We start from the raw sequence: 21,420 nt of genomic DNA on the forward strand, positions 1-21,420 counted from the left end.
CCCGGCGGATGCACCACCGGGCGGGCTGCTACCTCGGCCGTCAGGGGGTGTTCAACGCCGGCGACCCGGCCACGATTCCGGCCCGAGGATGCCACCGGTCACACCCCAGAACCGCCCAGGCCACCCAACGGGGCGAATCCGGCCATCCCGCCCCGGGCACGAACCGGACACCACGCGCCATTCACCCCAGGCGCGCCTGATGATCGACTCGACCTCCATGAAGTCGGGGCATCCACGCGACCCGGACACCCCGACATCAAGGAACCCGAGTCGATCAAGCCGATCGGGGCTACCACCAAGCCCCAAACCCGGGGCGATCAACCCACCAGAGGCCACTTACGCGGCCTCAACCCGGCTCGATGAACCACCCAGGCAACCCACCCGACCCCAACCCGAGTCGATCAACCACCCAGGCGGCCGACCCAGCCCCCGAGTCGATCAGCCCTCCGCGCCCGACACCACCCTCTGCACCATCCGAGCCGATCAACCAGGCAAAGAGGCCGGCAGCGAAACCGGACCGACCAGGAAGCAAGCGGCCAACCACTCACCCGCACCCGGTGGCCGCCTACGAACCGGACACCACGCCCAGCCACCACCCCCACACCCGGCCCACGGTCAACTCGACATCCATGAAGTCGCGGCATCCACGCGACCCGGACACCCCGACATACACGGACCCCGAGCCGATCAACCGTCCCGGACCACCATCCTCCCGGACCACCATCCCGGACCACCATCCCGGACCACCGACACGGCTCGGGCCCGAGTCGATCAGTCACCCCAGGGACCACCGCCCCGGCCCTGAGCCGAGTCCGATCAACCGCCCGGGGCCACCGCCGTTCCCCATGCAGGCGCTGGCGCCCGCCGGAGGGAATCCGACGGGCGCCAGCCTCAGTCATGTCCGGGCGTTGCCCGGACCGTCACTCCTCAGTGCGACCCCATGAAGTGCTGACGGCGGCGCCACGCGAAGGTCAGGAGCAGCAGCACCGCACCCGCACCGACCAGGCCACCACCGACCTTCATCGGGGTGCCCAGGCTGTCGCCCGTGACGGGGAGCGGCGGCGGCTGGCGCTGGTCCAGCACCCGCAGCTCCGTGGTAGCGCTGCGGCCGGTCACACGGCCGGTGGCGGTGATCGTCAGCAGACCCGTCACCGACGGCTTGAACTTCCGGGTGAACTCGCCCCTGCTGTTCGCGAAGATGTCAGCCGGGGTGTTCGGCGCGAAGGCCACCGGCGCCATGGCGACTGTGCTGCCGTCGCCGCGTCGGGCCGGTGCCTGGTTCGCGGCGGGTGCCGCGATCGGAGTCACGGTGACGGTGAAGTCCACCCACTCGCGCGATTCACCCTGGCGGGCACCGCTGAAACCGCGGCCGGTGAGCACAACCGTCTGGCCGAGGAAGATCTCCGGATCGTTGACGGTCAGCGCGGGCTGGGGTGTGTACGCAGGTGGTGGCTGCGGTGGGTCGGTGGTGACGCCTGGCGCCGGCGGCTGCGGCTGTGCCGCCCCCGCTGCCGTCGGCACGGCCACCACGGCCAGACCGACCGTGAGCGCCATGATGATGCGGGATAGCCGCATGGTTGGTTCCCTCCTACTGGTCACAGCTTGGTGCGGTATCTACTTGGGTGGTCCATGGGGTGGCCGTGGGCGTTAACCACAGCTCGGCCTCGCCGCTGCTGGTCTTCTTCCCGGTCAGGACGGTGAGCTCCAAGGTCCGGCTGGCGCCGGGCCGGACGTCCACGCTCGCCGTCGCGACCTGGCGGCGGCGTTCGGTGCCGACGCCGACCGGCGTCTCGGTTCCGTCGAGCCGGGCGTCGAGCACCGCCCCACCCGTCGGTGTGAAAACTGAGACCAGCGTGCGAACGGTGTACGGGTCACCCGCCATGCCGAGGCCGAGAACCGACTCGCTGAGACCGGTCTTCGGTGCCGTCGACTGGAGCGTCACCCGTAGCCGGAGCTCGCGGCGCCCGTCGGGCCGGCATTCGCCGACCGTCAGGGTTGCCGCCGGCCGCAGGTAGTAGCCGAGCTTCGCGCCGCTGCCGTCGTTGAGGAACACGCCGACCGTCGGCACGGTGTCCTGTTCCGGAAGGGCCCCGGCCAGCCGGCTGTCGCCGAACTGCCGTTGCTCCTCCGGTCGGGCACTCCAGAACAATATCCGGCGTTCGGTGACAGCACGGTCGAATACGGACAACAACACACTCGGGTCTACATTCTTCGTAAAGAAGGCGTCAAAGACCGCAGCCGCCGCAGCGGAGAAGAAGGAATCCTGCTTCTCGGGTTCGAGGCGCTGGTACGTCTCGTTGAGCAGCGTCCGCACCACCGTGTCGGACGCCAGCGGCACCCCACCCGGCACCATCACCGGCCCGGTCGCCTTCAGCAGGTACGACAGCACCACCGGGTCCACGGCCAGCACACCGTCGACCTTCGTGTCGGTTTTACGGCGGAACATGTCGACGTAGAGCGCGGCGGCGGTCGGGAAGTGCGGCGTGAGGTTCACGTCGGCGGGATACATGCCCGGCAGGTCGGCCCAGAGCGCGCGGACCTCCTTCGGCACGCGCAGCGGCGGGTTGAACAAGCCCAGCGACGCGCTGCTGCCCTGCCGTCCCATCTGGACCCGGCCGTCCTTCGCCTCGATCAGGGCGTACGCGCCGAACATCCCCCCGGTGGCGCGCAACTCGGCGAGGTTCTGCGACACCAGCAGGTAACGTCGCGGGCCGTCGGCCCCGAGCAGCGTAGGCAGCAGGCGAGAACCCTGGTCGGCCGCCGCGGTCATCGCGGCCAGGCGATCGATCTCCCCGCGCAGGTCGGTGAGGGCCTGGCGGACCTGACTGACCAGGCCGTCATCCGAGACTGCGGCCAGCTCCCGGCGGTTCTGCTGGATGGTCCGGTTGACCTCGGCGAGGCCGGCGGAGACGGTACGCAGCTGACCGACGTCGAGCCGCCCCTCAGCCGGCACCAGCTTGGCGAGGTCGACGCGGAGCAGGGCCGGGAAGGCGCGCCGGGCCAGGTCGTCGACGGTCACCGCGATCTGCCGGACCGCCCCGAGGTCGTCCCCGGCGAGCGGCGTATGCCGGCCGAGGGCCCATCCCGGATCGTCGGTGGCGGACCGGGCGGCTCCGGACTGCTCCTGGAGAGCGGCCAGCGTGCGCCGGGCACGGTCGATGTCACCAGCCACGACCTGAGCGCTGAGTTCCCGGGCCAGCCCGGCGGCGTTGAGCAGGTGGGCGCGCGCCTGCCAACCTCGGAAGCCGACCCAGCCGCCGGTCAGCAGCAGCAGCGAGCCGACGACCAGCCCGGCGAGCAGTGCCCGGCGCAGGCGAGCCCGCCTGCGCCGCCGGGACCGGCTGCGCCGTCGCCGCGGCCGTTCGCTCTCCGTCACGCCACACTCCTCGCTGGAATCGGACAGAAGGTCCAATACTTCGCTGTTCTTAACAGCTATCGTGCGAGGAACGTGACGTTATTGGGGATCTTCGCCGCTATGCGAGGTTCGTTCGGGTGATTCAGGCCGGTACGCGGGTTCGGGCCACCTCGCGCAGCAGCCCCTCCATCCGGTCCACGCCGGCCGGCAACGACATCTCTCGCAGGTACGCCTCTCGCCCCCGCCGGCCCATGTCGGAGCGGGCGGCCGGCGGAATGGTCGCGGCCAGCCAGAAGCGGTCGGCGAGGCTGGCCCAGTCCTCGGGCGGGCAGGAGAGCCCGGCTCGCGCCCGCTCCACCAGGTCCGCGGTGTCACCACCCGCGGAGACGAGCACGGGCGCGGCGCAGGAGAGCGCGGCCTGCAGCTTGCCGGGCACGCTGCCCCGCAGCTCGGGCAGATCGCGCAGCATCACCAGCTGGTAGTCCGCGGCGGCGTAGAGATCCGACATGTCCAGCGGCGAACGCCGCTCGACGAACCGGACGTTCTCGGCGCGCAGCTCGGCGGCGAGCCCCCGCACCCGCCGCTCGTCTGCGCCGGAGCCGACCAGAACCAGGTCGGTGGTGCTGTCCAGCGCCGCCGCCGCTCGTACCGCCGTCTCCAGGCCCTGCCGGGCGCCGATGGTCCCGGCGTGCATCACGACGCACCGCCCGTCGCGGCGCACCAGTCGCCTGGCCTCCGCGCTCGGCTGTGCCGGGTGGAAGATCCGCTCGTCGGTCCAGTTGAGCAGCACCGAGACCCGCTCCGGGTCGGCGCCCGCCGCGATCACGAGATCCCGCATCGACGGCGCGGCCACGGCGATCCGGTCCGCGGCACGGAAGGCCCGAGTCATCGCCGAGACGACCCGGGCCGTCCACCTTCCGTCGCCGGGCGGGGCGTCCTCGGGCAGCACGTCCTGCACGTGCAGCACGGTGGGCACCCGCCCGATCAGCCGGGGCACGCTGGCGGCCGCGAAGCTGGTGGCGGGGAGTTGGAACACGTAGAGCACGTCGATGCCGGCGAGGAAACGTCGGGCCACCAGCGCGGCGCTGCCGGCGAAGGAGAGATAGCTCGCCAGCCGGGCGCGGGTGGAGGCCTCGCCGTCGGCGACGTATCGAGGGACGCGGCGTACCGACAGCCGGTCGTTGTGGGTCTCGTGCCGCCACCGCTGCCGCCAGCCCGGGTACGCCTGCCCACCCGGATAGTCGGGGAAGCCGGTCAGGACGCGAACCTCGTGCCCCCGCGCCGCCAACTCCTCCGCCAGGCTGCCGGGGATGAAGGCCGGCTCCGGCGGAAAGTGGTACGACAGGATCCCGACCTTCATCGCATCGTCACCGCCGTCCGGTTCGCCGCCGTCGGCGCGGCAGCACGGCCGGTGGCCGAGGGACGCGCGTACGATTCGGGCAACCCCTCAGCGTCCGGCCGCGACCGCCGGCGCGCCCCCGTCGTGGCGGTGCCGCCCGCGACGGTACCGACGAGAGGGGTTCTGATGACCGACCGGGTGCTGTTCGTCTGCCACGCCAACCTGTGCCGGTCTCCCATGGCCGAGTACCTGGCCCGCAAGGCGCTGGCCGGGCGGCCGGTGACGGTGCAGAGCGTCGGCACCGACGCGGTGGAGGGCCTGCCGATGCACCCGTACGCCGCGGACATCGCTGCGGAGACCGGTGCCGACCCGACGGACTTCCGTAGCCATCGGCTCCGTGCCGAGCACCTGGCGGGCGCAACGCTCGTGCTCACGGCTACCCGGCGCCAGCGCTCAGTCTGCACGGCGCTGGCGCCATCGGTGCTGCACCGGACGTTCACGCTGCGCCAGTTCGGCCGGCTGGCCGCCGCAGCGGAGCCGCCCGAGGACCAGGCCGGCGACCCCCTGCGCGCCGCCGTCGAGGCCGCCGCCCTGGCCCGGGGGCGGCTGCAACCCGCCGCCCCCGGCACCGACGACCTCCGGGACCCGATCGGCGGCACCGCCGCAGACTTCCGCCGCTGCGCCGAGGAGATCGAACGGTCGCTACGTCCCCTCGCCGCGCTCATCGTGGCAGCCGGGTGAGTTCCTGTGTGCGGTCGCTGACACCGTTCGCCGCGCCGCTCTCGCCGTGCCGGGCGGTGGCGACCCGGTCCGCGGGCACCTCGGGAGTCTCCGTCGCGGCGACCACCCGGTAGGCCTCGTACTGGTACGCCTCGGCCTTGGGCATCTTGGCCATGTTGAGTACGCAACCGAGCAACCGCACCGAGACCGCGTGCAGCGACCGCGCCGCGGCGGCCACCTGGGTCCGCGACGTGCGGCCCTGCTGGCTGACCACCAGCGCACCGTCGGCCTGGACCGCCACCACGACGCCGTCGGTCACGGCGAGCAGCGGCGCGGTGTCGATGATGACGATGTCCGCGGATTCCCGCAGGGCGAGCAGCAGGTCCGCCATCGCCTTCGAGCCGAGCAGTTCGCTCGGGTTCGGTGGCGCGGAGCCGCTGGGCAGCACCAGCAGCGACTTGTCGCCCCAGCGCTGGACCACGTCGCCGACCTGGACGTCTCCGACCAGCACGTCGGTGAGCCCGACGCCGGCGTCGATGCCCAGGTACTCGTCCACCTTCGGCCGGCGCAGGTCGGCGTCGACGAGCAGGACACGCCAGCCCGCCTCGGCCAGCGCGATGGCCAGGTTGCAGGAAAGGGTGGTCTTCCCCTCCCCCTGCAACGCGCTCGTGACCGCGATGACCCGGGCCGGCTCGTGCACGTCGACGAAGCGCAGGTTCGTACGCAGCTTGCGGATCGCCTCGGCGCGGGACGAGTTCGCCGCCTCGCCGACGATCAGCGGCGCGGACTTGGCGCCGCCCTCGTACGGGATCTCGCCGAGCAGTGGGCTGCCGGTCGCCCGCTGGAGGCCGGCCGCGTCGCGCAGTCGCACGTCCGCCACGCCGCGCAGGATGGCCAGGCCGATGCCGAGCACCAGGCCGATGATCCCGCCGAGCGTCATGTTGCGCACCGGCTGGGGCGACACCGGGCTGGAGCTGACCCGGGGACCGCTCACCACCTCGATCTTGATGGGGGCCTTGCCCTCCGGCGGGGTCTCGACCTTCTGCACGAGTTCGACGAACTTCGCCGAGAGCGTCTCGGTCACCCGCAGCGCGCGGGTCTGGTCGGTGTCCGTCACCGACGCCCGCAGCAGGACCGTGCCCGCCTCGGTGGAGGTGGTGACCCGCCGCTGCACCTCCTCGGCGGTGAGGCCGACGGGGTTCTCGGCAACCACGCTCTGCGCGAGCCGGTCGCTGGTCAGCAGGTCGGCGTACGACTTGACGCGCTGCTGAAGGAAGAGGCCACCCTGGTAGGCGTCCGCGACCCCCTGGTTCGGGGTGGTGACGAAGAAGGTGACCGAGGCTTCGTACCGGGGCTGGGCCCGGACTGTGAGGAACGCACTGACGCCCAGGGCCACCATCACCGTGACCAGCGCGACCCACCAGTGCCGACGCACGTGGCGCAGTTGGCGGAGCAGGTCCATCAGGTGCGCCTCCGTACCGGACCGGTAACGCCAAAGAACTTCACGAAAACCCCCAAGGTCGTCTTCAACTCGTGAAACCATTAAACCGGCCCATGCGGCTTATGTCCGGAGTTGCGGGTTTTTGGCAAACGCGTGTGCCCGAATTACCAACCCGGGAAAGACCCGTTCGGCATCGGGCGGGCCGGTGGGAAAAGTGGACGAGTCGCCCGACGCGCTCACCCGGTGAGGAACTCCTGCGTACGCCGACGCCGCCGACACGTGCAGCATGTCGGCGGCGAAGCGGGTGCGGAAAGGACGAGACGCCGGAACGGCCTCACGGCGCCGGATCTCGGCGCGGCGGCGACGGGTCGTCAGAATTGTGGTTCACCGCGGGTCGACCGGTGTTCAGGCGGGACGTTCTCCCGCCGCCCGGACCGGGTCACCGGGCCGCCGGCGGTCGGCGACGACGGCGATCGCGGGAGGCCGTGGAAACGGCCCCTCGGCCCGGCCACCGGTCGAGATCAACTCGCCTTCCACGGAGTCGGGGCGTTCAGGCGATCGGACACCCCGACTTCGCTGAACTCCGGAGCAGGGCCCGGCGAGGACGGCGCGTCCCGATCGGCCCGGGTCGTACGGGTCAGCGCCGCTCCTCGACCCCGTGTTCGTCGTCGGTCTCCTCGTAGAGCGCCTCGGCGGCCGGCTCGGTGAGGTCGTCGCCCGGCACCGCCACCTGCTCGACGCGGTCCTGCTCGTCGGCCCGCCCGCGCGGCGGCGGCTCAGGGGCGGTGGGGTCGCCGGCGAAGCCGTACTCGTTGGGCTCGTCGTGCCTGCTCATCTGGTCACCCTCCCGGATTCTCCCGCTTCGCCTCTACCGCCAACGGTAGGTGGTGATCGTCTGTCCCGCAGCGGGGCTGACGATTGTCGACGTGGCCACGGGCTGGCATTGCTCAGTGAGGCCCAGACCAGCTGGCGCAGCAGGATGATGAAGACGGCGACGGCCAGAGCGTCCCAGCTGCGGCCGCTGGCGAGCCGTAGCACCCCGGCGGCGGTCAGCAGGTCGAGCAGCACCCGCACGGCCGGCAACGGCCGGCCGCTACCGACCAGCACGGCGGCCCCGGAGAGCAGCGCGAGCCCGGTGACCACGGCGACCAGCAGCGACGTCATCGGTTCCGCTCCTCGTCGCCCACCTGCCGCTGCTCGGTGCGGATCTCCCGGCCGAGGAAGTAGTTGAGCGCGGTACGAATGGTGGCGATCGCGGCCAACTGCCCGATCTGGTCGAACGTCGGCGACACCGCCGTACGCAGAATGTCCGCCGCGAGCTGGAACTCCAGCCCGAGCGTGAGGAAACGACCGAGGCTGAGCCGGATCGGGGTGAACACGGCGGCGGTGCGGTGCCGCAGTCCCTCGACCACGAACCGCACCGCCGCGAGAACTGCCCCGACGAAAATGACCAGAGCGCCGGCCACCTCCACCACGGCGACCAGCACCTGGTCTGCGTGGCGCAGGAACCCCTCCACCTCCATCCCGGGCCGTTACCCGGCGGCGACAGGGGTAGTCGACGGTCAGGTCAGCTTGACGACGGCCTCGAGGATGAGCCACAGGCCGGAGATCGCGAAGAGCGCGGCCGCGCCGTACTGGATGACCTTCTCGGGCAGGCGCCGACCGAGCAGCCGGCCGACCAGGATCGCCAGCGCGTCCGCGGCGACCATGCCCACCGTCGAGCCGATCCAGGTACCGACCCAACCATGCTGGGTCGCGAGGGTGATGGTGGCGAGCATCGTCTTGTCGCCCAGCTCGGCGAGGAAGAACGCCACTCCGACCGTGATGATCGCCGACCTGGTGGCCTTCTCCGCCTTGCGCCGCTCCGCTTCGGTGAGGGTGTCCCCGCGCAGGGTCCAGGCAGCGAAGCCGAGGAACGCGACGCCGGCGATCAGCGAGATCCAGTCCGTCGGTAGCACCGAGCCGAGGCCGGCGCCGATGGCCACCGACGCGAGGTGCACCACCGTGGTGGCGACCGTGATGCCGATCAGCACCGGTACCGGTTTGAACCGCGTGGCGAAGGCCAGCGCCATCAGCTGGCTCTTGTCGCCCAACTCGGCCACGAAGATGACGCCGAAGCTGAGCACCAGCGCGGCGAGGAATCCTTCCATGACACCCTTCCCGATCATGCCGGGAGGAGGTACAGGGGCGCCCTCGACCCGGCTGCAACAGCCTGAGTCGAAGGTCTCGCCCGCCCCGCCGGAAGCGGGGCCGTGTGGCCGGATGCGCGACGCACCAGTATGTCGACCACGACATTGGGGGCTACTCCCCTTCGCGGGACCGAGCTTAACCGATCGGCCGGCGGACCTGCGGCACGGGTGACCGGATCCTGCCCGGGCGCGCGGCGAAGGGCGCCCGACCTCTAGCCGGGTCAACCGACAGCCCGACCGGCGACCGGCCGGGCGGGTCGGCCGGCCCGGGCCGGCGTGACACCGAAGAGGTCGTCCGGGTCAGCCGGCCCGCGAGCGCGGGTCAGACCGCCCGGGCCAGCGTGACGCCGAAGAGCTCGTCCGGGTCGGTCCAGAACGTCCGGCCCGCGAATCCCGCGGCCGAGAGCTCCGCCGCGAGCCCCTCCCGGCGGAACTTCGCCGAGACCTCGGTACGCAGCTCCTCGCCCTCGGCGAACGCCACCTCGAGATCCAGGTCGGGGATCCGAACCCGCATCGGCCGGTCCGCGCGCAACCGCATCTCGATCCACTCGTGCGTCGCGTCCCACCGCACCACGTGGGTGAAGGCCGAAGGGTCGAAGTCCGCCCCGAGCTCACGGTTGATCACCCGCAGCACGTTGCGGTTGAACTCGGCGGTCACCCCGGCGGCGTCGTCGTACGCGGGAACGATGATCGACGGGTCCTTGACCAGGTCGGTGCCGATGAGGAGCCAGTCGCCGGACTCCAGGGCGGCCCGCATCCCGGCGAGGAACGCCGCCCGCTCGGCGGGCAGCAGGTTGCCGATCGTGCCACCCAGGAACAGCACCAGCCGCCGCCCGCCCGCCGGCAGTCGGTCCAGGTGCCGGGTGAAGTCCCCGACGATGCCGCGTACCCGCAGGCCGGGGTAGTCGCTGGCGATCCGCGCGGTGGAGCCGCGCAGCGCGCTGGCCGAGACGTCCAGCGGGACGAAGGTGCCCAGCCCACCCCGATCGGTGAGGGCGTCCAGCAGGAGGCGGGTCTTCTCGGACGAGCCGGACCCCAGCTCGATGAGGGTCTTCGCAGCGGTCAGCTCCGCGATGGCCGGCGCCCGTGCGGCCAGCACCACGCGTTCGGCCCGGGTCGGGTAGTACTCCGGCAGCCGAGTGATCTCCTCGAAGAGCTCACTGCCCCGCGCGTCGTAGAACCACTTCGGCGGCAGCCACTTCGGCTCCGCGGTGAGCCCGACGCGGACATCCTCGCGCAGCCCCCGGGCCAGGTCCTGCTCTTCGAGATGGATCTCCAGTGGTTCGGCGCTCATCTGACGGCACTCCCTTCACATGGATCGATGGACTTTGCACCGGAACCGGGGGTCGTGCTCACCTGAGCGGGCGCAGCCGCACCCGCCCGGCGCTGGCGGTCACCAGCCGGCCGTCGGGCACCTCGCGCCAGCCGGACTCGTCGTCGTGCGGCTCGGAGGCGAGCAGCACCGCCTCCGGGCTCGCGCGCACCGACAGCGCGTGCCCGAGCACGCTGGCGACCGCGACGCGCCCGTCGGTGAGCAGCACGTTGAGTCGGGACCCGGGCGCCGCCTCGGCGACCGCCCCGACCGTCGCGGCCACGGCGTCGGCCGCGTCCGCGCCGGCTCGCAGCCGGTGCCGCACCAACGCCCAGAGCAGCGCCGAGTCGGTGCTCGCGTCCAGGGTGAGCAGGTCGCGTACGGGCAGCTCGGCGGCGAGCGGCACCACCGTGTCGGGCCAGCCCCGGATCACACCGTTGTGGCTGAACAACCAGCGCCCCTCGGCGAACGGTGCGGCGGCGTTGTCGAGCACCGCCATACCCACGGTGGCGGAGCGGACGGCGGCCAGCACCGCGCCCGCCGTGGTCACCTCGGCCAGCTGGGCGATCGTCGGGTCGCTCCAGATCGGCTGGGCACGCCGGTACCGCACCGGTTCGCCGTCGCCCGGGTACCAGCCGATCCCGAAACCGTCGGCGTTGATGGTGCCCCCGCCGCGCATGTCGCGCGGTGCCCACGACTGCCGTACCAGGGAGAAGGGCGGGTCGAACAGCAACCGCGCGAGGGTGACCGGCGGCCCCAGATAGACGAGGTGTCGACACATCAGGCGGCCACCGTCACGGCCGCGACTCCTCCGGCCGGGCATCCCGGGCGCAGCGGAACCCGCTGAAGATCTGCCGGCGGATCGGGAAGTCCCAGTTGCGGAACGTGCCCCGGCACGCGGCCCGGTCGGTGCCGAACGACCCGCCCCGCAGCACCCGGTAGTCGTCGCCGAAGAACACCTCCGAGTACTCCCGGTAGGGAAACGCGGTGAACCCCGGGTGCCCTCGGAAGGCGCTGGAGGTCCACTCCCAGACATCCCCGATCAGCTGGTGCACGCCGAGCGGTGACGCCCCGTCCGGGTACGCGCCCACCGGAGCCGGCGACAGGTGGCGCTGGCCGAGGTTGGCGTGCACGGCGGTGGGATCGTCGTCGCCCCACGGATATCGGCGGGAGCGACCGGTGACCGGATCCCAGCGGGCGGCCTTCTCCCACTCCGCCTCGGTGGGCAGGCGCCGGCCGGCCCAGGACGCGTACGCCTGCGCCTCGTACCAGCAGACGTGCACCACCGGCTCGTCGTCGCGAACCGGCGCCCACCGGCCGAACCGCTGGCAGAGCCAGCCGTCGCCGTCGCGGCGCCAGTGCATCGGCGCGGACAGGTCGGCCTGCACCCGGTGCGCCCAGCCGGCAGCGCTCCACCAGCGCGGGTCGTCATAGCCGCCGTCGGCGATGAACCGCCGGTACTGGCCATTCGTCACCGGGGTCGCGTCGATGGCGTACGCGGGCAGGTCGACGCGGTGTGCGGGGCGCTCGTTGTCCAGCGCCCACGGGTCCGTGTCGGTACCCATGGTGAACGCACCAGCGGGGATCAGCACCTCCCCGCCGACCGGGGCCCGCGGCTCGGGCGGCGGCGGGGCGTGCAGCACTGCCGGCCCGGAGCGCAGCTGGTGGGTGGCGAGCATCGTCTCGTCGTGCTGCTGCTCGTGCTGCACGATCATCCCGAACGCGAAGCCGTCAGCCACCAGCCGGTCGTCCGTGAACCGGATCCGGTCGAGCAGGTCGTACACCTTGTCCCGGACGGTCGTGACGTAGGCCCGGGCCTCACCCGGGGGCAGCAACGGCAGGGACGGCCGGTCCCTGCGCGGCTGCTTGAACGCGTCGTAGAGATCGTCGATGTCCTGCCGTACCGGCGGACGGCCACCCACGTCGCGCACGAGCCAGAGTTCCTCCTGGTTGCCTACGTGCGCGAGGTCCCAGACCAGCGGGGACATCAGCGGTGAGTGCTGCCGCATCAGGTCGGCGTCGTCGACCACGTCGGTCAGCAGCGCGGTACGCGCCCTCGTGCGCTCCAGCTCGGCCGCGATCCGATCGCGCAGCTGCTCGGTACCGAGCCGGTCGATGCTCGTGTCGGTCACCGGTCTCCCCTCTCCGCGGCGGCCCGTCGCCGTCGTACGCCTCGGTGGATCTCCTCGTTCAGGTCGGGTGGCAGGTCGAGTCGGGGCAGCGCCGCCAGGGCCAGGTCGAGCAGGCGTGCCGCGACGGTGGCGAGCGCCCGGTCGGCGAGCCCGGCGCGGGCCGCGTCCTGCCACCGTTGCGCGACGGGGACGCTGACCAGGTGCGCGGCGTGCAGCGTCTCCGAATCGGCGAAGAGAGCGGCCAGCACCACCAGCGGGATCGCCCAGTCCCGGCCCGGCTGAGCGTCCAGGTAACGCAGCTCGAGGTAGCCGCGCGGCCGTACGGGCGGGAAGAGCGTGCTCACGTGGTAGTCGAGATCGTCGGTGGTCGGCGGTCGCGGGAGCGCCCCCGCGAGCCAGTCGGCGAAGGTGACGTCGCGCGGGGGCGTCCAGTCCGACCCGGCGGTGCGCAGGCAGAGCAACGGCGCGGCGAGCACGTAGCGGGTCCAGGCGGCCACCGGGTCGTCGTCCGGTCGTGCCGGCGACCAGACCGGGCCGGCGCGGGACGGGTCGATCGCCAGCCAGGCGCCCATGCGGGACGAGGCCCAGCCGGTGGGGCGTCCGGCGTGACGGTCGGCCGTGGCGAACAGCGCGAGCAGTGGCGGCCCGACGGCGTGCGCCACGGCCCAGCGCAGCGGCACCTGCTCGGACTCACCGGCGTCCAGGCAGATCTGCAAGCCGGCGGTGCAGTACATCATCGTGCGGCCGGCTCGGCCGCGTCGGTCGAAGGCACGGCGCATGGCCCGGTAGCGGGGAGTCTCGAGCAGGGGGTGCGGCTTCCGATACGGATCGATGCCGCTGCCGCCGAGGGTCAGCCCGGCGCGTCGTAGCAGGCCGCTCACCTGGGCGATGTCGGTCTCGGTGGCGCGGACGAGCGCGCCGATCGAGGTGTGCGGCGGGGTGGATAGTTCCAGTTGGCCGCCCGGTTCGAGGCTCACCACGCTGCCCTCTCTCAGCGGATGCGCCGGGCTCGCCTGGTCGAGGAGTAGGGGGCTGTGTCGCCCCAGCGCCGCCCGCAGCCGCGCCCGGTCCACCCGGCGGGCGGGGTCGGCGGCGTCGTGCACGGTCCATTCCAGTTCCACGCCGGTGCGTGTCGGCGGACCGGTCTTGAAGCAGATGCGCGCGAGGTGGCGGGCCGCAGCCTCGTACTCGTGCAGGATCACACCACGATCGAGCTCGGGTGACGTCACCATCTGCGGCCCCCTCCCGCACCGGCATCCGGACCGGGTGTCACCGTAACGGCACCCTGCGACACTGCGGGCCGACGTGCGGGCCCGTTCACCTTTGTCTAGCAGACCGCTGGCTGGCGGCCGGCGCAAACAGCCGCGCGGGCAGTGCGGCGGGGCCACCGCCGGCACGGGAGTCGATGGCCGGTTCCTGCGGGAGATGACCGCGGGCGGCGTCGGCCGACTCGGGCATGTCAGCTGCGGGCGGGGTGTGCGCCGCGCGTCGGCCGGATCTAACCGACCCGTTCGGCCGGCGGGCTGTGCCGCCCCTTGCCGTTGCCGTTCTCCTCGCCGTCGCCGGTCTCCCGACTGCCGGCCGGGCCCTGACCGCTCGCGTCGCCCTGGCCGTCAGCCTTCCCGTCCCCGTCGCCCTGGCCGTCGGCCTTCCCGTTCCCGTCGCCCTGGCCGTCGGCCTTCCCGTTCCCGTCGCTCTGGCCGTCGGCCTCCCGGTGCCCGTCGCCCTGGCCGTCGGCCTTCCCGTTCCCGTCGCCCTTGCCGTGCCCGTCGCCCTGGCCGTTGTCGTTCCCGGTCCTGGTGGCGTCGGCCGACGGGTCCGGCACCACGCCCCGGCAGTACGCCTCGACCTGGCCTGCCCCGCCGGCCGCCTGGACCAGCGGCGGGAACCCGGCGGCGGTGAGCGTCTTCTCCCGCTCGGCCGGGTTCTTCGCCAGGTATACCCGGCACAACCCGACCAGTTCGCTGCGCTGTTCGGTGGCACCGGCCGGACGGCTGGGGCTCGTGCTCGGCTCGGCGGTCGTGGGCCCGTCCGGGGACGTACCGCCGGCGGACGCGCTCTCGCCGGGATCCGCGCTGTCGGGCGCTGGGTTGACCGAGGTGGGCGGTGGGGGCGGTGCGGGCGGCTTCTCCAGGGTGACCGCCGCGAAGGCCACCCCCGCCGTCGCGGTGACGAGCACGCCGGCGCCCCAGGCCAGTGCGCCGGCCGTGAATCCGGGCCGCCGGCGGGCAGGCGACGCCGGTGCCGCGCGGGCCGCCCGGAAGGCCGCCATCGCGGCCTGCTCCCCCGCCAGTTCGTGCGGACGTGCCGGAGCCGCCGCGGCGGCGAGCAGATCCACGAGCGGATCCGGCGGCCCGCCCGCCTCCGTCGGCGTGCCCGCTCCGGCCGCGTCGAGGAGCCGGTCGGCCTCGGCGCCGTCGGCGAGCCGATCCGGCCGGCGACCGTCACTCATCCTGAACTCTCCCACGTCAACCATCCGCCGGTTCGGCACGCGGCTTACGCCGGCGCAACTCGCCGCGCGGACGGGGCGGCAGCGCACCGTCCGACACGGCCGGGATCTGGCCTGCTTCGCGACGTCGTTGCTCCAGCAGCTCGGCGAGTCTCCGCAGCCCACGGTGGGCGGCGGTACGCACCGCGCCGGCCCGACGACCGAGCACCCGACCGGCGGTCTCCGCGTCGAGGCCGATCACCGCGCGCAGCAGGACCGCCTCCGCCTCCCGGGGCGGCAGGGTGGCGATCAGCGCGAGCGCGGCCTCGGTGCCGATGCTCTCCCCGGCCCGCTCGGCGGTGTCGGCGTCCCCGGCCAAGTCGGTGAGCGCCTGCAGGGGCACCGGCAGGGACGGGCGGCGACGTTGCCGGCGCAGGTGGTCCATGGCCCGGTTACGGGCGATGGTCACTGCCCAGGCACGGAACTCGCCGCCGGTGAAGCTGGGCAGATCCCGGGAGATCTGCAACCAGGTCTCCGACGCGACGTCCTCGGCGTCGGCACCGACCAGCGCGGTCAGGTATCGCAACAGTCCCGGCTGGAGGCTGCGGTAGAGGAAGCGGAAGGCGTCCTCGTCGCCGGAGCGCGCCTTCGCGACCGCGTCGCTCAGTTCAGCGGTCATGCCGTCGCCGACCGGACGTCGCCGGACGGCATCGGCCTCCGGAACGAGCGGACTCCCGCACTCTCCGGTTCGCGGACCGGGCCTGTTCCCGCACTTCTCCCAGCCCTCCGCTGACCCTTCATGCCCGCGGCCGCGGCTGCCCGGTCGGTATGCCCGGGCACCACGACGAGGGACGTCGACGCAACGTCACAACGGCGTCACCAAACGGCCCGAGTTCGGGCCAACGTTAGGATCGGACCCCCGCACCCACAAGCAGCGGGCACGTCACAGAAGAGTGACAATTATCAACCGCCTTCTCCCGCGTGTCGACGTAACAATTTCCGGCCCTCGTACGCCGGGCCGGCACGGTCGCCGCCGGCAGGAGGACCCGGGGCGGGATGCGCGCGCAGCGTAATCGGATCATCGTCTATGCGTCACGAAGCGGCGGTGAAGGGCGGGTTCGGCGCCGCGGAACCAGCGCCGAGCGCGGGACTGCGCCGTGCGTGCCCATCAACGGGTCTGGGTACGGTAACCCCGTGCTGTCATCGGAGGTCGTACTCAGCGGTCGGTACCGCCTGGACGAACGCGTCGCCACCGGCGGCATGGGCGACGTCTGGCGGGGCACGGACCAGGTCCTCGGCCGGCAGGTCGCGGTCAAGGTGCTGCTGCCGGCGCTGGTGTCCGACCCCGACTTCATCGCCCGGTTCCGGGCCGAGGCGCGCATCATGGCCGCCCTGCGGCATCCGGGCATCGTGCAGGTCTTCGACTGCGGCGAGGACGACCTGCCCGACGGCGGCCGGGCCGACTACCTGGTCATGGAGTTCGTCGACGGCGAGCCGCTGTCCAAGCGGATCGAGGCCGCCGGGAAACTCGGCGTCGCCGAGACGATGTCGATCGTCGCGCAGGCGGCGCAGGCGCTGAACGCCGCGCACCGCGGCGGCATCGTGCACCGCGACGTCAAGCCGAGCAACCTGCTCGTGCAGGAGGACGGATCCGTCGTCCTAGTCGACTTCGGGGTGGCCCGGTCGACGAATGTCACGAGCATCACGAGCACGAACGCGGTGCCCGGCACGGCGCTCTACATGGCACCCGAGCAGGCCGCCGGGCGACCGGTCAGCGGTGCCACCGACATCTACGCGCTCGGTGCCGTCACCTACTGCTGCCTCACCGGCACGCCGCCGTTCACCGGGGACAACCCGCTTCAGGTGGCCGTACGGCACCTGGACGACGAGCCTCCCGAACTGCCGCACGACATCCCCGAGGCAGTCCGGGCCCTCGTCTCACGCGCCCTGGCCAAGGACCCGGCCGACCGGTTCAGCAGCGGCGCGGCGATGGCCGAGGCGGCGCGTACCGCGGTGACCGGCGACGCCGGACCGACCGCCCTGGTCACGGTGGCTCCGCTGCGCGGCGCCGGTCCGGACACGCAGGCCGAGCTCGACCCGGCCGTGGTCGCCGCCGCCGGACGTGGCCGGCGCGGGCGGCCAGCCCTCTTGGGTGCTGGAGCAGCCGTGCTGGTCGCGGTGGTCGGACTGGCCGCGGCGCTCGGCGCGGCCAAGTACGCCGGGGACGCCCCGGCGGTCGAGCTCACCCCGACCACGCCGCCGGTCACGGCCAGTGCGGACGTCGAACTTCCGGTCGGTAACGAGGTGACGCCCAGCGACTCGGAGCGGCCGAACCGGCCCGCGACTCCCCGCACGAGCGCGCCGGCGTCGAGCAGCCCGAGTCCGAGCGTGCAGCCGAGCCAGTCCGCCAGCCCGGAGTCGCCGACCCCGACCGCCAGCGACCCGACGCCGACCGATTCGCCCTCGAGCAGCCCCTCGCAGTCGCCGTCGACAACCGAACCGAGCACCACGCCGAGCACTCCGATCGGCGGGGACGGCGGTCAGGGCGGGAACGACTGACCGGCCGAAGGAAACCGGCGCGCGGGTGACGGCGGCGGGCAGCCGGATGCCCGACAGGCCTCACCCGCCCCGATATTCCCAAACCGGACGTACGACAGCAGACAGCGCTCTACGCTCCAAGCAGGTCTTTTCCCGTCTGCCCCAGGAGCTTGGGTGAGCGCTGAGAAGTTGGTAGTGATCGGCCAGGGTTACGTCGGACTGCCACTTGCCATGCGGGCTGTCGAGGCCGGCCTGCACGTGGTCGGGCTCGACGTCGACGGCGACCGGATCAAGCGGCTCGCCTCGGGAGAGTCGTTCGTGGAGGACATCACCACCGACCGGCTCGGGCGGGCGTTGAGCACCGGCCGGTACCTGCCGAGCACCGAGTACACCGATGCCGAAGGCTTCGACATCTGCGTGATCACCGTGCCCACCCCGCTGCGCGACGGCACGCCGGACCTGAGCTTCGTCGAGCAGGCCGGGATCGGCATCGGCCCGTACGTCCGGCCGGGCTGCACTGTCGTGCTGGAGTCCACCACCTACCCCGGCACCACTGAGGAGCTGCTGCGGCCGCTGCTCGAGTCGGCGAGCGGGCTGAGCAGCCCCGGCGACTTCCACCTGGGCTACAGCCCGGAGCGGATCGACCCCGGCAACCCCACCTGGCGGCTGGAGAACACCGCGAAGGTGGTCTCCGGTGTGGACGCCGAGTCGCTCGCCCGGGTCGACGGCTTCTATCAGCGGATCGTCGAGCGCACGGTGCCCGTCGACTCGACCCGTGTGGCGGAGCTGACCAAGCTGATAGAGAACACCTTCCGCCAGGTCAACATCGCTCTGATCAACGAGCTGACCATGCTCTCGCACCATCTGGACATCGACGTCTGGCAGGCGATCGAGGCGGCGGAGACCAAGCCCTTCGGTTTCATGCCGTTCCGGCCCGGTCCCGGCGTGGGCGGGCACTGCCTCCCGATCGACCCGTGTTACCTGTCCTGGCAGGTCAAGAGGCGGTTGGGCCGGCAGTTCCGCTTCATCGAGCTGGCCAACGACGTCAACCACGAGATGCCCGAGCACGTGACGCAGCGGGTGATGGCCGGATTGAACCGGCGGGGCCGCGCGATCAGCGGTTCCCGGCTGCTGCTGTTGGGGCTCGCGTACAAGCGGAACACCGGCGACATGCGCGACTCCCCCGCGGTCGACGTGGCCCAGCGGTTGCAGGCGCTGGGCGCGGACGTACGCGCCGTCGAGCCGTACGCCGAACCGCACCACATCCCCGGCGGGGTGGTCGTGGTGAACCTCACCGAACGGGAGGTCCGGGAGGCGGACGCGGTGGTCGTGGTGACCGACCACGACGTGTTCGACTACGACCTGGTGACCCGGCACGCCGGTTACGTCTTCGACACCCGCAACCGCTGCTCCGGCGACGTGGTCGAGCGCCTCTAGACCGGCACCGCCGGCCGGTCCCGTCAGCGTCGACGGGACCGGCCGGCGCTGTCACAGGTCGGCGAGCGCCTCCACCACCGGTCGAGCCAGCGCACGGCGCGCCGGCAACACCGAGGCGAGCAGCGCCGCCACCGCCGCGACCCCGAGGATCAGGGCGAGCTGGCCGAATGGCAGGACCACGTGGAAGTCCCCACCCAGGCGGGTCAGCAGGGCCATCGCGGCGGCGCTCACCCCGGTGCCCAGCCCGAGCCCGAGCAGCGCGCCGACCACCGCCATGAGCACCGCCTCGACGGCGAGCATGACCCGCATCCGCCCCCGGGTCAGCCCGACCGCGCGGAGCACGGCGTTCTCCCGGGTGCGCTCCAGGACCGATAGGCTCAGCGTGTTCGCCACGCCGACCAGGGCGATCACCACGGCCAGGCCGAGCAGCGCGGTGACGAGCGCGAGTGCCATGTCGACGGTGCCGGTCAGCATCTTCTTGTACGCGGCCTGATCCAGGAGGTTGACCGTCGGATAGCGGGTGAGCACCGACTCGATCGCGGCCCGCGCCCTCCCGGCGGTCACGCCGTCGGCCGGATCGATCTCGGCCAGGTAGCCCCGCTCCGCGGGGAAGAGCGCGGAGAAGTCGGCGTCGGTCAGGTAGAGGCGATGACCCGCCGGCACCCCGGCGCTCGGCGCGGGCCCGGTGCCGCCGTCCACCACGGCCACGACCCGCAACGTCCGGCTCTTGACGGTGACCGAGTCACCTACGGCCCAGCCACGCGCCGCGGCCAGCTCGCGGTGCACCAGCACGGTGCCCGGGCCGAACCGGTTCAGGTCGCCGGCCGTCACGGTCAGCGTGCGACCGACCAGCGCGGGGTGCGCGGCGCGCACCTCGAAGTCGTCGGTGACGGCGGCCCGTTCCTCGTGCACGACGCCGAGTTCCGGCCGGGCCGCAAGCTCCGCGGCGATCCCCCGGGGCAGGTCCGCCCCGATGCCGGTGACCACGTAGTCCACCCCTATCTGGGCGTCCACGGTGCGCTCGATGCCCGCCTTGGTGCTGTGGGCGCCGACGACGAACGCCGACACCAGGCCGATCCCGATCACCAGGGCGGTGGTGGTCCCCGCGATCCGGCGCGGGTTGCGTACCGCGTTGGCCACGGCCAGCCCGGCGGTCGCCCCGATCAACCGGCGCAAGGGCCAGCCGACGACCCTCGCCAGTGCCGGAACGAGCACCGGACCGAACAGGACGATGCCGAGGAAGGCGAGCATGCCACCCAGCGCCACCAGCACCACCTGGCCGGCGACGACCGCGCCGAACAGTGCGGCGATCCCCGCGGCCAGCACCAGCGCGCCGGCGGCGAGCCGGAGCCGGCCGGCCCGCCGGGTCTGATGCACGTCGGCGTCGGCGAGCGCGGCGACCGGTGCGACGCGGGTGCCGTGCCAGGCCGGCAGCAGCGACGCGCCGACGGTCAGCAGCACGCCGAGCAGCACGCTGACCAGCACGGTTCCCGTTGCGAGGGTGATTCCCGCGCCGATCTGGGCGGTCGTCCGGGACAGCAGCGCAGCCAGCCCGGCGGCCAGACCCGCGCCGAGCAGCACACCGAGCGCGGAGGCGACCAGGCCGACCACCGCCGACTCCAGCACGGCCGCCAGGAAGACCTGCCTGCGGGTGGCGCCGACCACCCGCAGCAGCGCCGTCTGGCGGGTGCGCTGGGCGAGCACGATCGCGAAGGTGTTCGCGATGACGAAGCCGGCCACCACGACGGCGACGGCGGCGAAGGTGAGCAGCGCCATCGTGAACTGGCGGGCGTCGCGGACCGCGTCCTCGACCGCGTCGTCGAGGATCTGCTGGCGGGTCTTCACCGTCGCGCCCGGGCCGGCGGCGGCGGCCAGACGGCCGGTCAACGCCGCCGCGTCGGTGCCGGGACGGGTGGCCACCATGATCCTCCCGTACCCCTGCATCCCGGTCACGGCGAGCGCGTCCGAGCCGACCATCCCGATGAACGGCCCGCCGACGTCGCGGGTGGTGTGCGCCACGTCGACCGTGCCGACCAGGGTGTACGGGCGGGCGGCAGCGACGCCGCCGATGCGTACCGGCGCGCCGATGGTGAACTCCTCCCGTGTCACCGTCGGTGCGTCGAGCACCACTTCTCCCGGCCGGTCCGGCAGCCGACCGGCGACCACGTCGTAGGAGCGCAGCGCCGGGTCGGTCGGCACGGCGGCGAGGACGGTGTATCCGAGCACCGGTCGGCCGTCGGAGCCGACGATCCCGCCGGTGCCGATCAACTCGCCGTCGGCGGCGGCCACCCCGTCGACCGCGCGGACCCGGTCGACAGTGGCGGGCGAGAGGGTCTCCTTCTCCGCGTACACACCGGCGTCGGTGTGCCGGTCGAAGGTGCCGGCCCGCTCGTACGCGCCGTCGGTCAGGGCGTCGTTGAGGATCAGCGTGCCGGCGATGAACGCGACGCCGAGCACGACGGCCAGCATGGAGAGCAGCCTCCGCAGCGCCTCGGCGCGCAGTGAACGCAGGGTCAGACCCAACATCCC

Annotated in this window: 18 protein-coding genes; 3 read left to right on the forward strand and 15 right to left on the reverse strand. The window is 72.7% G+C overall.

The features are described from left to right. Nucleotides 1-927: 927 nt before the first annotated feature. From BXA10_RS21480 to BXA10_RS21490, 3 genes are all read right to left on the reverse strand, one after another. Complete coding sequence (locus BXA10_RS21480; RefSeq protein ID WP_076472612.1) at nucleotides 928-1,575, reverse strand: hypothetical protein; 648 nt, start codon at nucleotides 1,573-1,575, stop codon at nucleotides 928-930. A 13-nt stretch (nucleotides 1,576-1,588) separates the two neighbouring features. Continuing rightward, nucleotides 1,589-3,376, reverse strand: coding sequence for a DUF4012 domain-containing protein (locus BXA10_RS21485; protein ID WP_076472613.1), 1,788 nt, complete (start codon nucleotides 3,374-3,376; stop codon nucleotides 1,589-1,591). Nucleotides 3,377-3,497: 121 nt separating this feature from the next. Continuing rightward, the gene (locus BXA10_RS21490; protein WP_076472614.1) at nucleotides 3,498-4,715 is read right to left on the reverse strand and encodes a glycosyltransferase family 4 protein; all 1,218 of its coding nucleotides are present in this window, start codon (nucleotides 4,713-4,715) and stop codon (nucleotides 3,498-3,500) included. A 165-nt stretch (nucleotides 4,716-4,880) separates the two neighbouring features. On the opposite strand from BXA10_RS21490, the gene BXA10_RS21495 reads away from it, so the two are divergent. Continuing rightward, nucleotides 4,881-5,435 (forward strand): arsenate reductase/protein-tyrosine-phosphatase family protein, encoded by a 555-nt coding sequence (locus BXA10_RS21495; RefSeq protein ID WP_076472615.1) that lies wholly within the window; start codon nucleotides 4,881-4,883, stop codon nucleotides 5,433-5,435. Here the strand turns inward: BXA10_RS21495 and BXA10_RS21500 are convergent. From BXA10_RS21500 to BXA10_RS21550, 11 genes are all read right to left on the reverse strand, one after another. Then, nucleotides 5,416-6,876, reverse strand: a complete 1,461-nt coding sequence (locus BXA10_RS21500; protein ID WP_076472616.1) for a tyrosine-protein kinase domain-containing protein — start codon at nucleotides 6,874-6,876, stop codon at nucleotides 5,416-5,418. The two genes, BXA10_RS21495 and BXA10_RS21500, sit on opposite strands and share 20 nt — an antisense overlap. 616 nt (nucleotides 6,877-7,492) lie before the next feature. Further along, nucleotides 7,493-7,690: a hypothetical protein gene (locus tag BXA10_RS21505; RefSeq protein ID WP_076472617.1), complete on the reverse strand. Its 198-nt coding sequence runs from the start codon at nucleotides 7,688-7,690 to the stop codon at nucleotides 7,493-7,495. Next, a complete protein-coding gene (locus BXA10_RS31600; RefSeq protein ID WP_076472618.1) occupies nucleotides 7,687-8,019 on the reverse strand; it encodes a hypothetical protein in 333 nt (110 codons plus the stop codon). The genes BXA10_RS21505 and BXA10_RS31600 overlap by 4 nt, the downstream gene beginning before the upstream one ends. After that, a complete protein-coding gene (locus tag BXA10_RS21515; RefSeq protein ID WP_076472619.1) occupies nucleotides 8,016-8,378 on the reverse strand; it encodes a DUF1622 domain-containing protein in 363 nt (120 codons plus the stop codon). Before BXA10_RS21515 ends, BXA10_RS31600 begins: the two co-directional genes overlap by 4 nt. 39 nt (nucleotides 8,379-8,417) lie before the next feature. Continuing rightward, nucleotides 8,418-9,005: a TMEM165/GDT1 family protein gene (locus BXA10_RS21520; protein WP_076472715.1), complete on the reverse strand. Its 588-nt coding sequence runs from the start codon at nucleotides 9,003-9,005 to the stop codon at nucleotides 8,418-8,420. 361 nt (nucleotides 9,006-9,366) lie between these two features. Continuing rightward, a complete protein-coding gene (egtD, locus tag BXA10_RS21525) occupies nucleotides 9,367-10,338 on the reverse strand; it encodes an L-histidine N(alpha)-methyltransferase (RefSeq protein ID WP_076472620.1) in 972 nt (323 codons plus the stop codon). 58 nt (nucleotides 10,339-10,396) lie between these two features. Beyond that, nucleotides 10,397-11,137 (reverse strand): ergothioneine biosynthesis protein EgtC, encoded by a 741-nt coding sequence (gene egtC, locus BXA10_RS21530; protein ID WP_076472621.1) that lies wholly within the window; start codon nucleotides 11,135-11,137, stop codon nucleotides 10,397-10,399. Nucleotides 11,138-11,150: 13 nt separating this feature from the next. Continuing rightward, nucleotides 11,151-12,488, reverse strand: a complete 1,338-nt coding sequence (egtB, locus tag BXA10_RS21535; RefSeq protein ID WP_076472622.1) for an ergothioneine biosynthesis protein EgtB — start codon at nucleotides 12,486-12,488, stop codon at nucleotides 11,151-11,153. Then, a complete protein-coding gene (gene egtA / locus BXA10_RS21540) occupies nucleotides 12,485-13,720 on the reverse strand; it encodes an ergothioneine biosynthesis glutamate--cysteine ligase EgtA (protein WP_076472623.1) in 1,236 nt (411 codons plus the stop codon). Before egtA ends, egtB begins: the two co-directional genes overlap by 4 nt. 266 nt (nucleotides 13,721-13,986) lie before the next feature. After that, nucleotides 13,987-14,940, reverse strand: coding sequence for a hypothetical protein (locus BXA10_RS21545; protein WP_139338076.1), 954 nt, complete (start codon nucleotides 14,938-14,940; stop codon nucleotides 13,987-13,989). A gap of 16 nt (nucleotides 14,941-14,956) precedes the next feature. Then, entirely contained in the window at nucleotides 14,957-15,595 is a 639-nt protein-coding gene (locus BXA10_RS21550) for an RNA polymerase sigma factor (protein WP_076472625.1), read from the reverse strand. A 515-nt stretch (nucleotides 15,596-16,110) separates the two neighbouring features. On the opposite strand from BXA10_RS21550, the gene BXA10_RS21555 reads away from it, so the two are divergent. Continuing rightward, nucleotides 16,111-17,475 (forward strand): serine/threonine-protein kinase, encoded by a 1,365-nt coding sequence (locus tag BXA10_RS21555; RefSeq protein ID WP_076472626.1) that lies wholly within the window; start codon nucleotides 16,111-16,113, stop codon nucleotides 17,473-17,475. Between the two features lie 153 nt (nucleotides 17,476-17,628). Next, nucleotides 17,629-18,891 (forward strand): nucleotide sugar dehydrogenase, encoded by a 1,263-nt coding sequence (locus BXA10_RS21560; protein WP_076472627.1) that lies wholly within the window; start codon nucleotides 17,629-17,631, stop codon nucleotides 18,889-18,891. 51 nt (nucleotides 18,892-18,942) lie between these two features. On the opposite strand, the gene BXA10_RS21565 is transcribed toward BXA10_RS21560, so the two are convergent. Then, nucleotides 18,943-21,417: an ABC transporter permease gene (locus BXA10_RS21565; RefSeq protein WP_076472628.1), complete on the reverse strand. Its 2,475-nt coding sequence runs from the start codon at nucleotides 21,415-21,417 to the stop codon at nucleotides 18,943-18,945. Between the last annotated feature and the right edge of the window lie 3 nt (nucleotides 21,418-21,420).

Source organism: Micromonospora avicenniae (assembly GCF_900156065.1).
Classification (GTDB): domain Bacteria; phylum Actinomycetota; class Actinomycetes; order Mycobacteriales; family Micromonosporaceae; genus Micromonospora; species Micromonospora avicenniae.

Bases quoted from the DNA above. Each gene is read 5' to 3' on its own strand.
- BXA10_RS21515 (WP_076472619.1), bottom strand. From the start codon at position 8,378: ATGGAGGTGGAGGGGTTCCTGCGCCACGCAGACCAGGTGCTGGTCGCC.
- BXA10_RS21550 (WP_076472625.1), bottom strand. From the start codon at position 15,595: ATGACCGCTGAACTGAGCGACGCGGTCGCGAAGGCGCGCTCCGGCGAC.
- egtA (WP_076472623.1), bottom strand. From the start codon at position 13,720: ATGGTGACGTCACCCGAGCTCGATCGTGGTGTGATCCTGCACGAGTAC.
- egtD (WP_076472620.1), bottom strand. From the start codon at position 10,338: ATGAGCGCCGAACCACTGGAGATCCATCTCGAAGAGCAGGACCTGGCC.
- BXA10_RS21565 (WP_076472628.1), bottom strand. From the start codon at position 21,417: ATGTTGGGTCTGACCCTGCGTTCACTGCGCGCCGAGGCGCTGCGGAGG.
- BXA10_RS21480 (WP_076472612.1), bottom strand. From the start codon at position 1,575: ATGCGGCTATCCCGCATCATCATGGCGCTCACGGTCGGTCTGGCCGTG.
- egtC (WP_076472621.1), bottom strand. From the start codon at position 11,137: ATGTGTCGACACCTCGTCTATCTGGGGCCGCCGGTCACCCTCGCGCGG.
- BXA10_RS31600 (WP_076472618.1), bottom strand. From the start codon at position 8,019: ATGACGTCGCTGCTGGTCGCCGTGGTCACCGGGCTCGCGCTGCTCTCC.
- BXA10_RS21500 (WP_076472616.1), bottom strand. From the start codon at position 6,876: ATGGACCTGCTCCGCCAACTGCGCCACGTGCGTCGGCACTGGTGGGTC.
- BXA10_RS21495 (WP_076472615.1), top strand. From the start codon at position 4,881: ATGACCGACCGGGTGCTGTTCGTCTGCCACGCCAACCTGTGCCGGTCT.
- BXA10_RS21520 (WP_076472715.1), bottom strand. From the start codon at position 9,005: ATGGAAGGATTCCTCGCCGCGCTGGTGCTCAGCTTCGGCGTCATCTTC.
- BXA10_RS21505 (WP_076472617.1), bottom strand. From the start codon at position 7,690: ATGAGCAGGCACGACGAGCCCAACGAGTACGGCTTCGCCGGCGACCCC.
- BXA10_RS21490 (WP_076472614.1), bottom strand. From the start codon at position 4,715: ATGAAGGTCGGGATCCTGTCGTACCACTTTCCGCCGGAGCCGGCCTTC.
- BXA10_RS21545 (WP_139338076.1), bottom strand. From the start codon at position 14,940: ATGAGTGACGGTCGCCGGCCGGATCGGCTCGCCGACGGCGCCGAGGCC.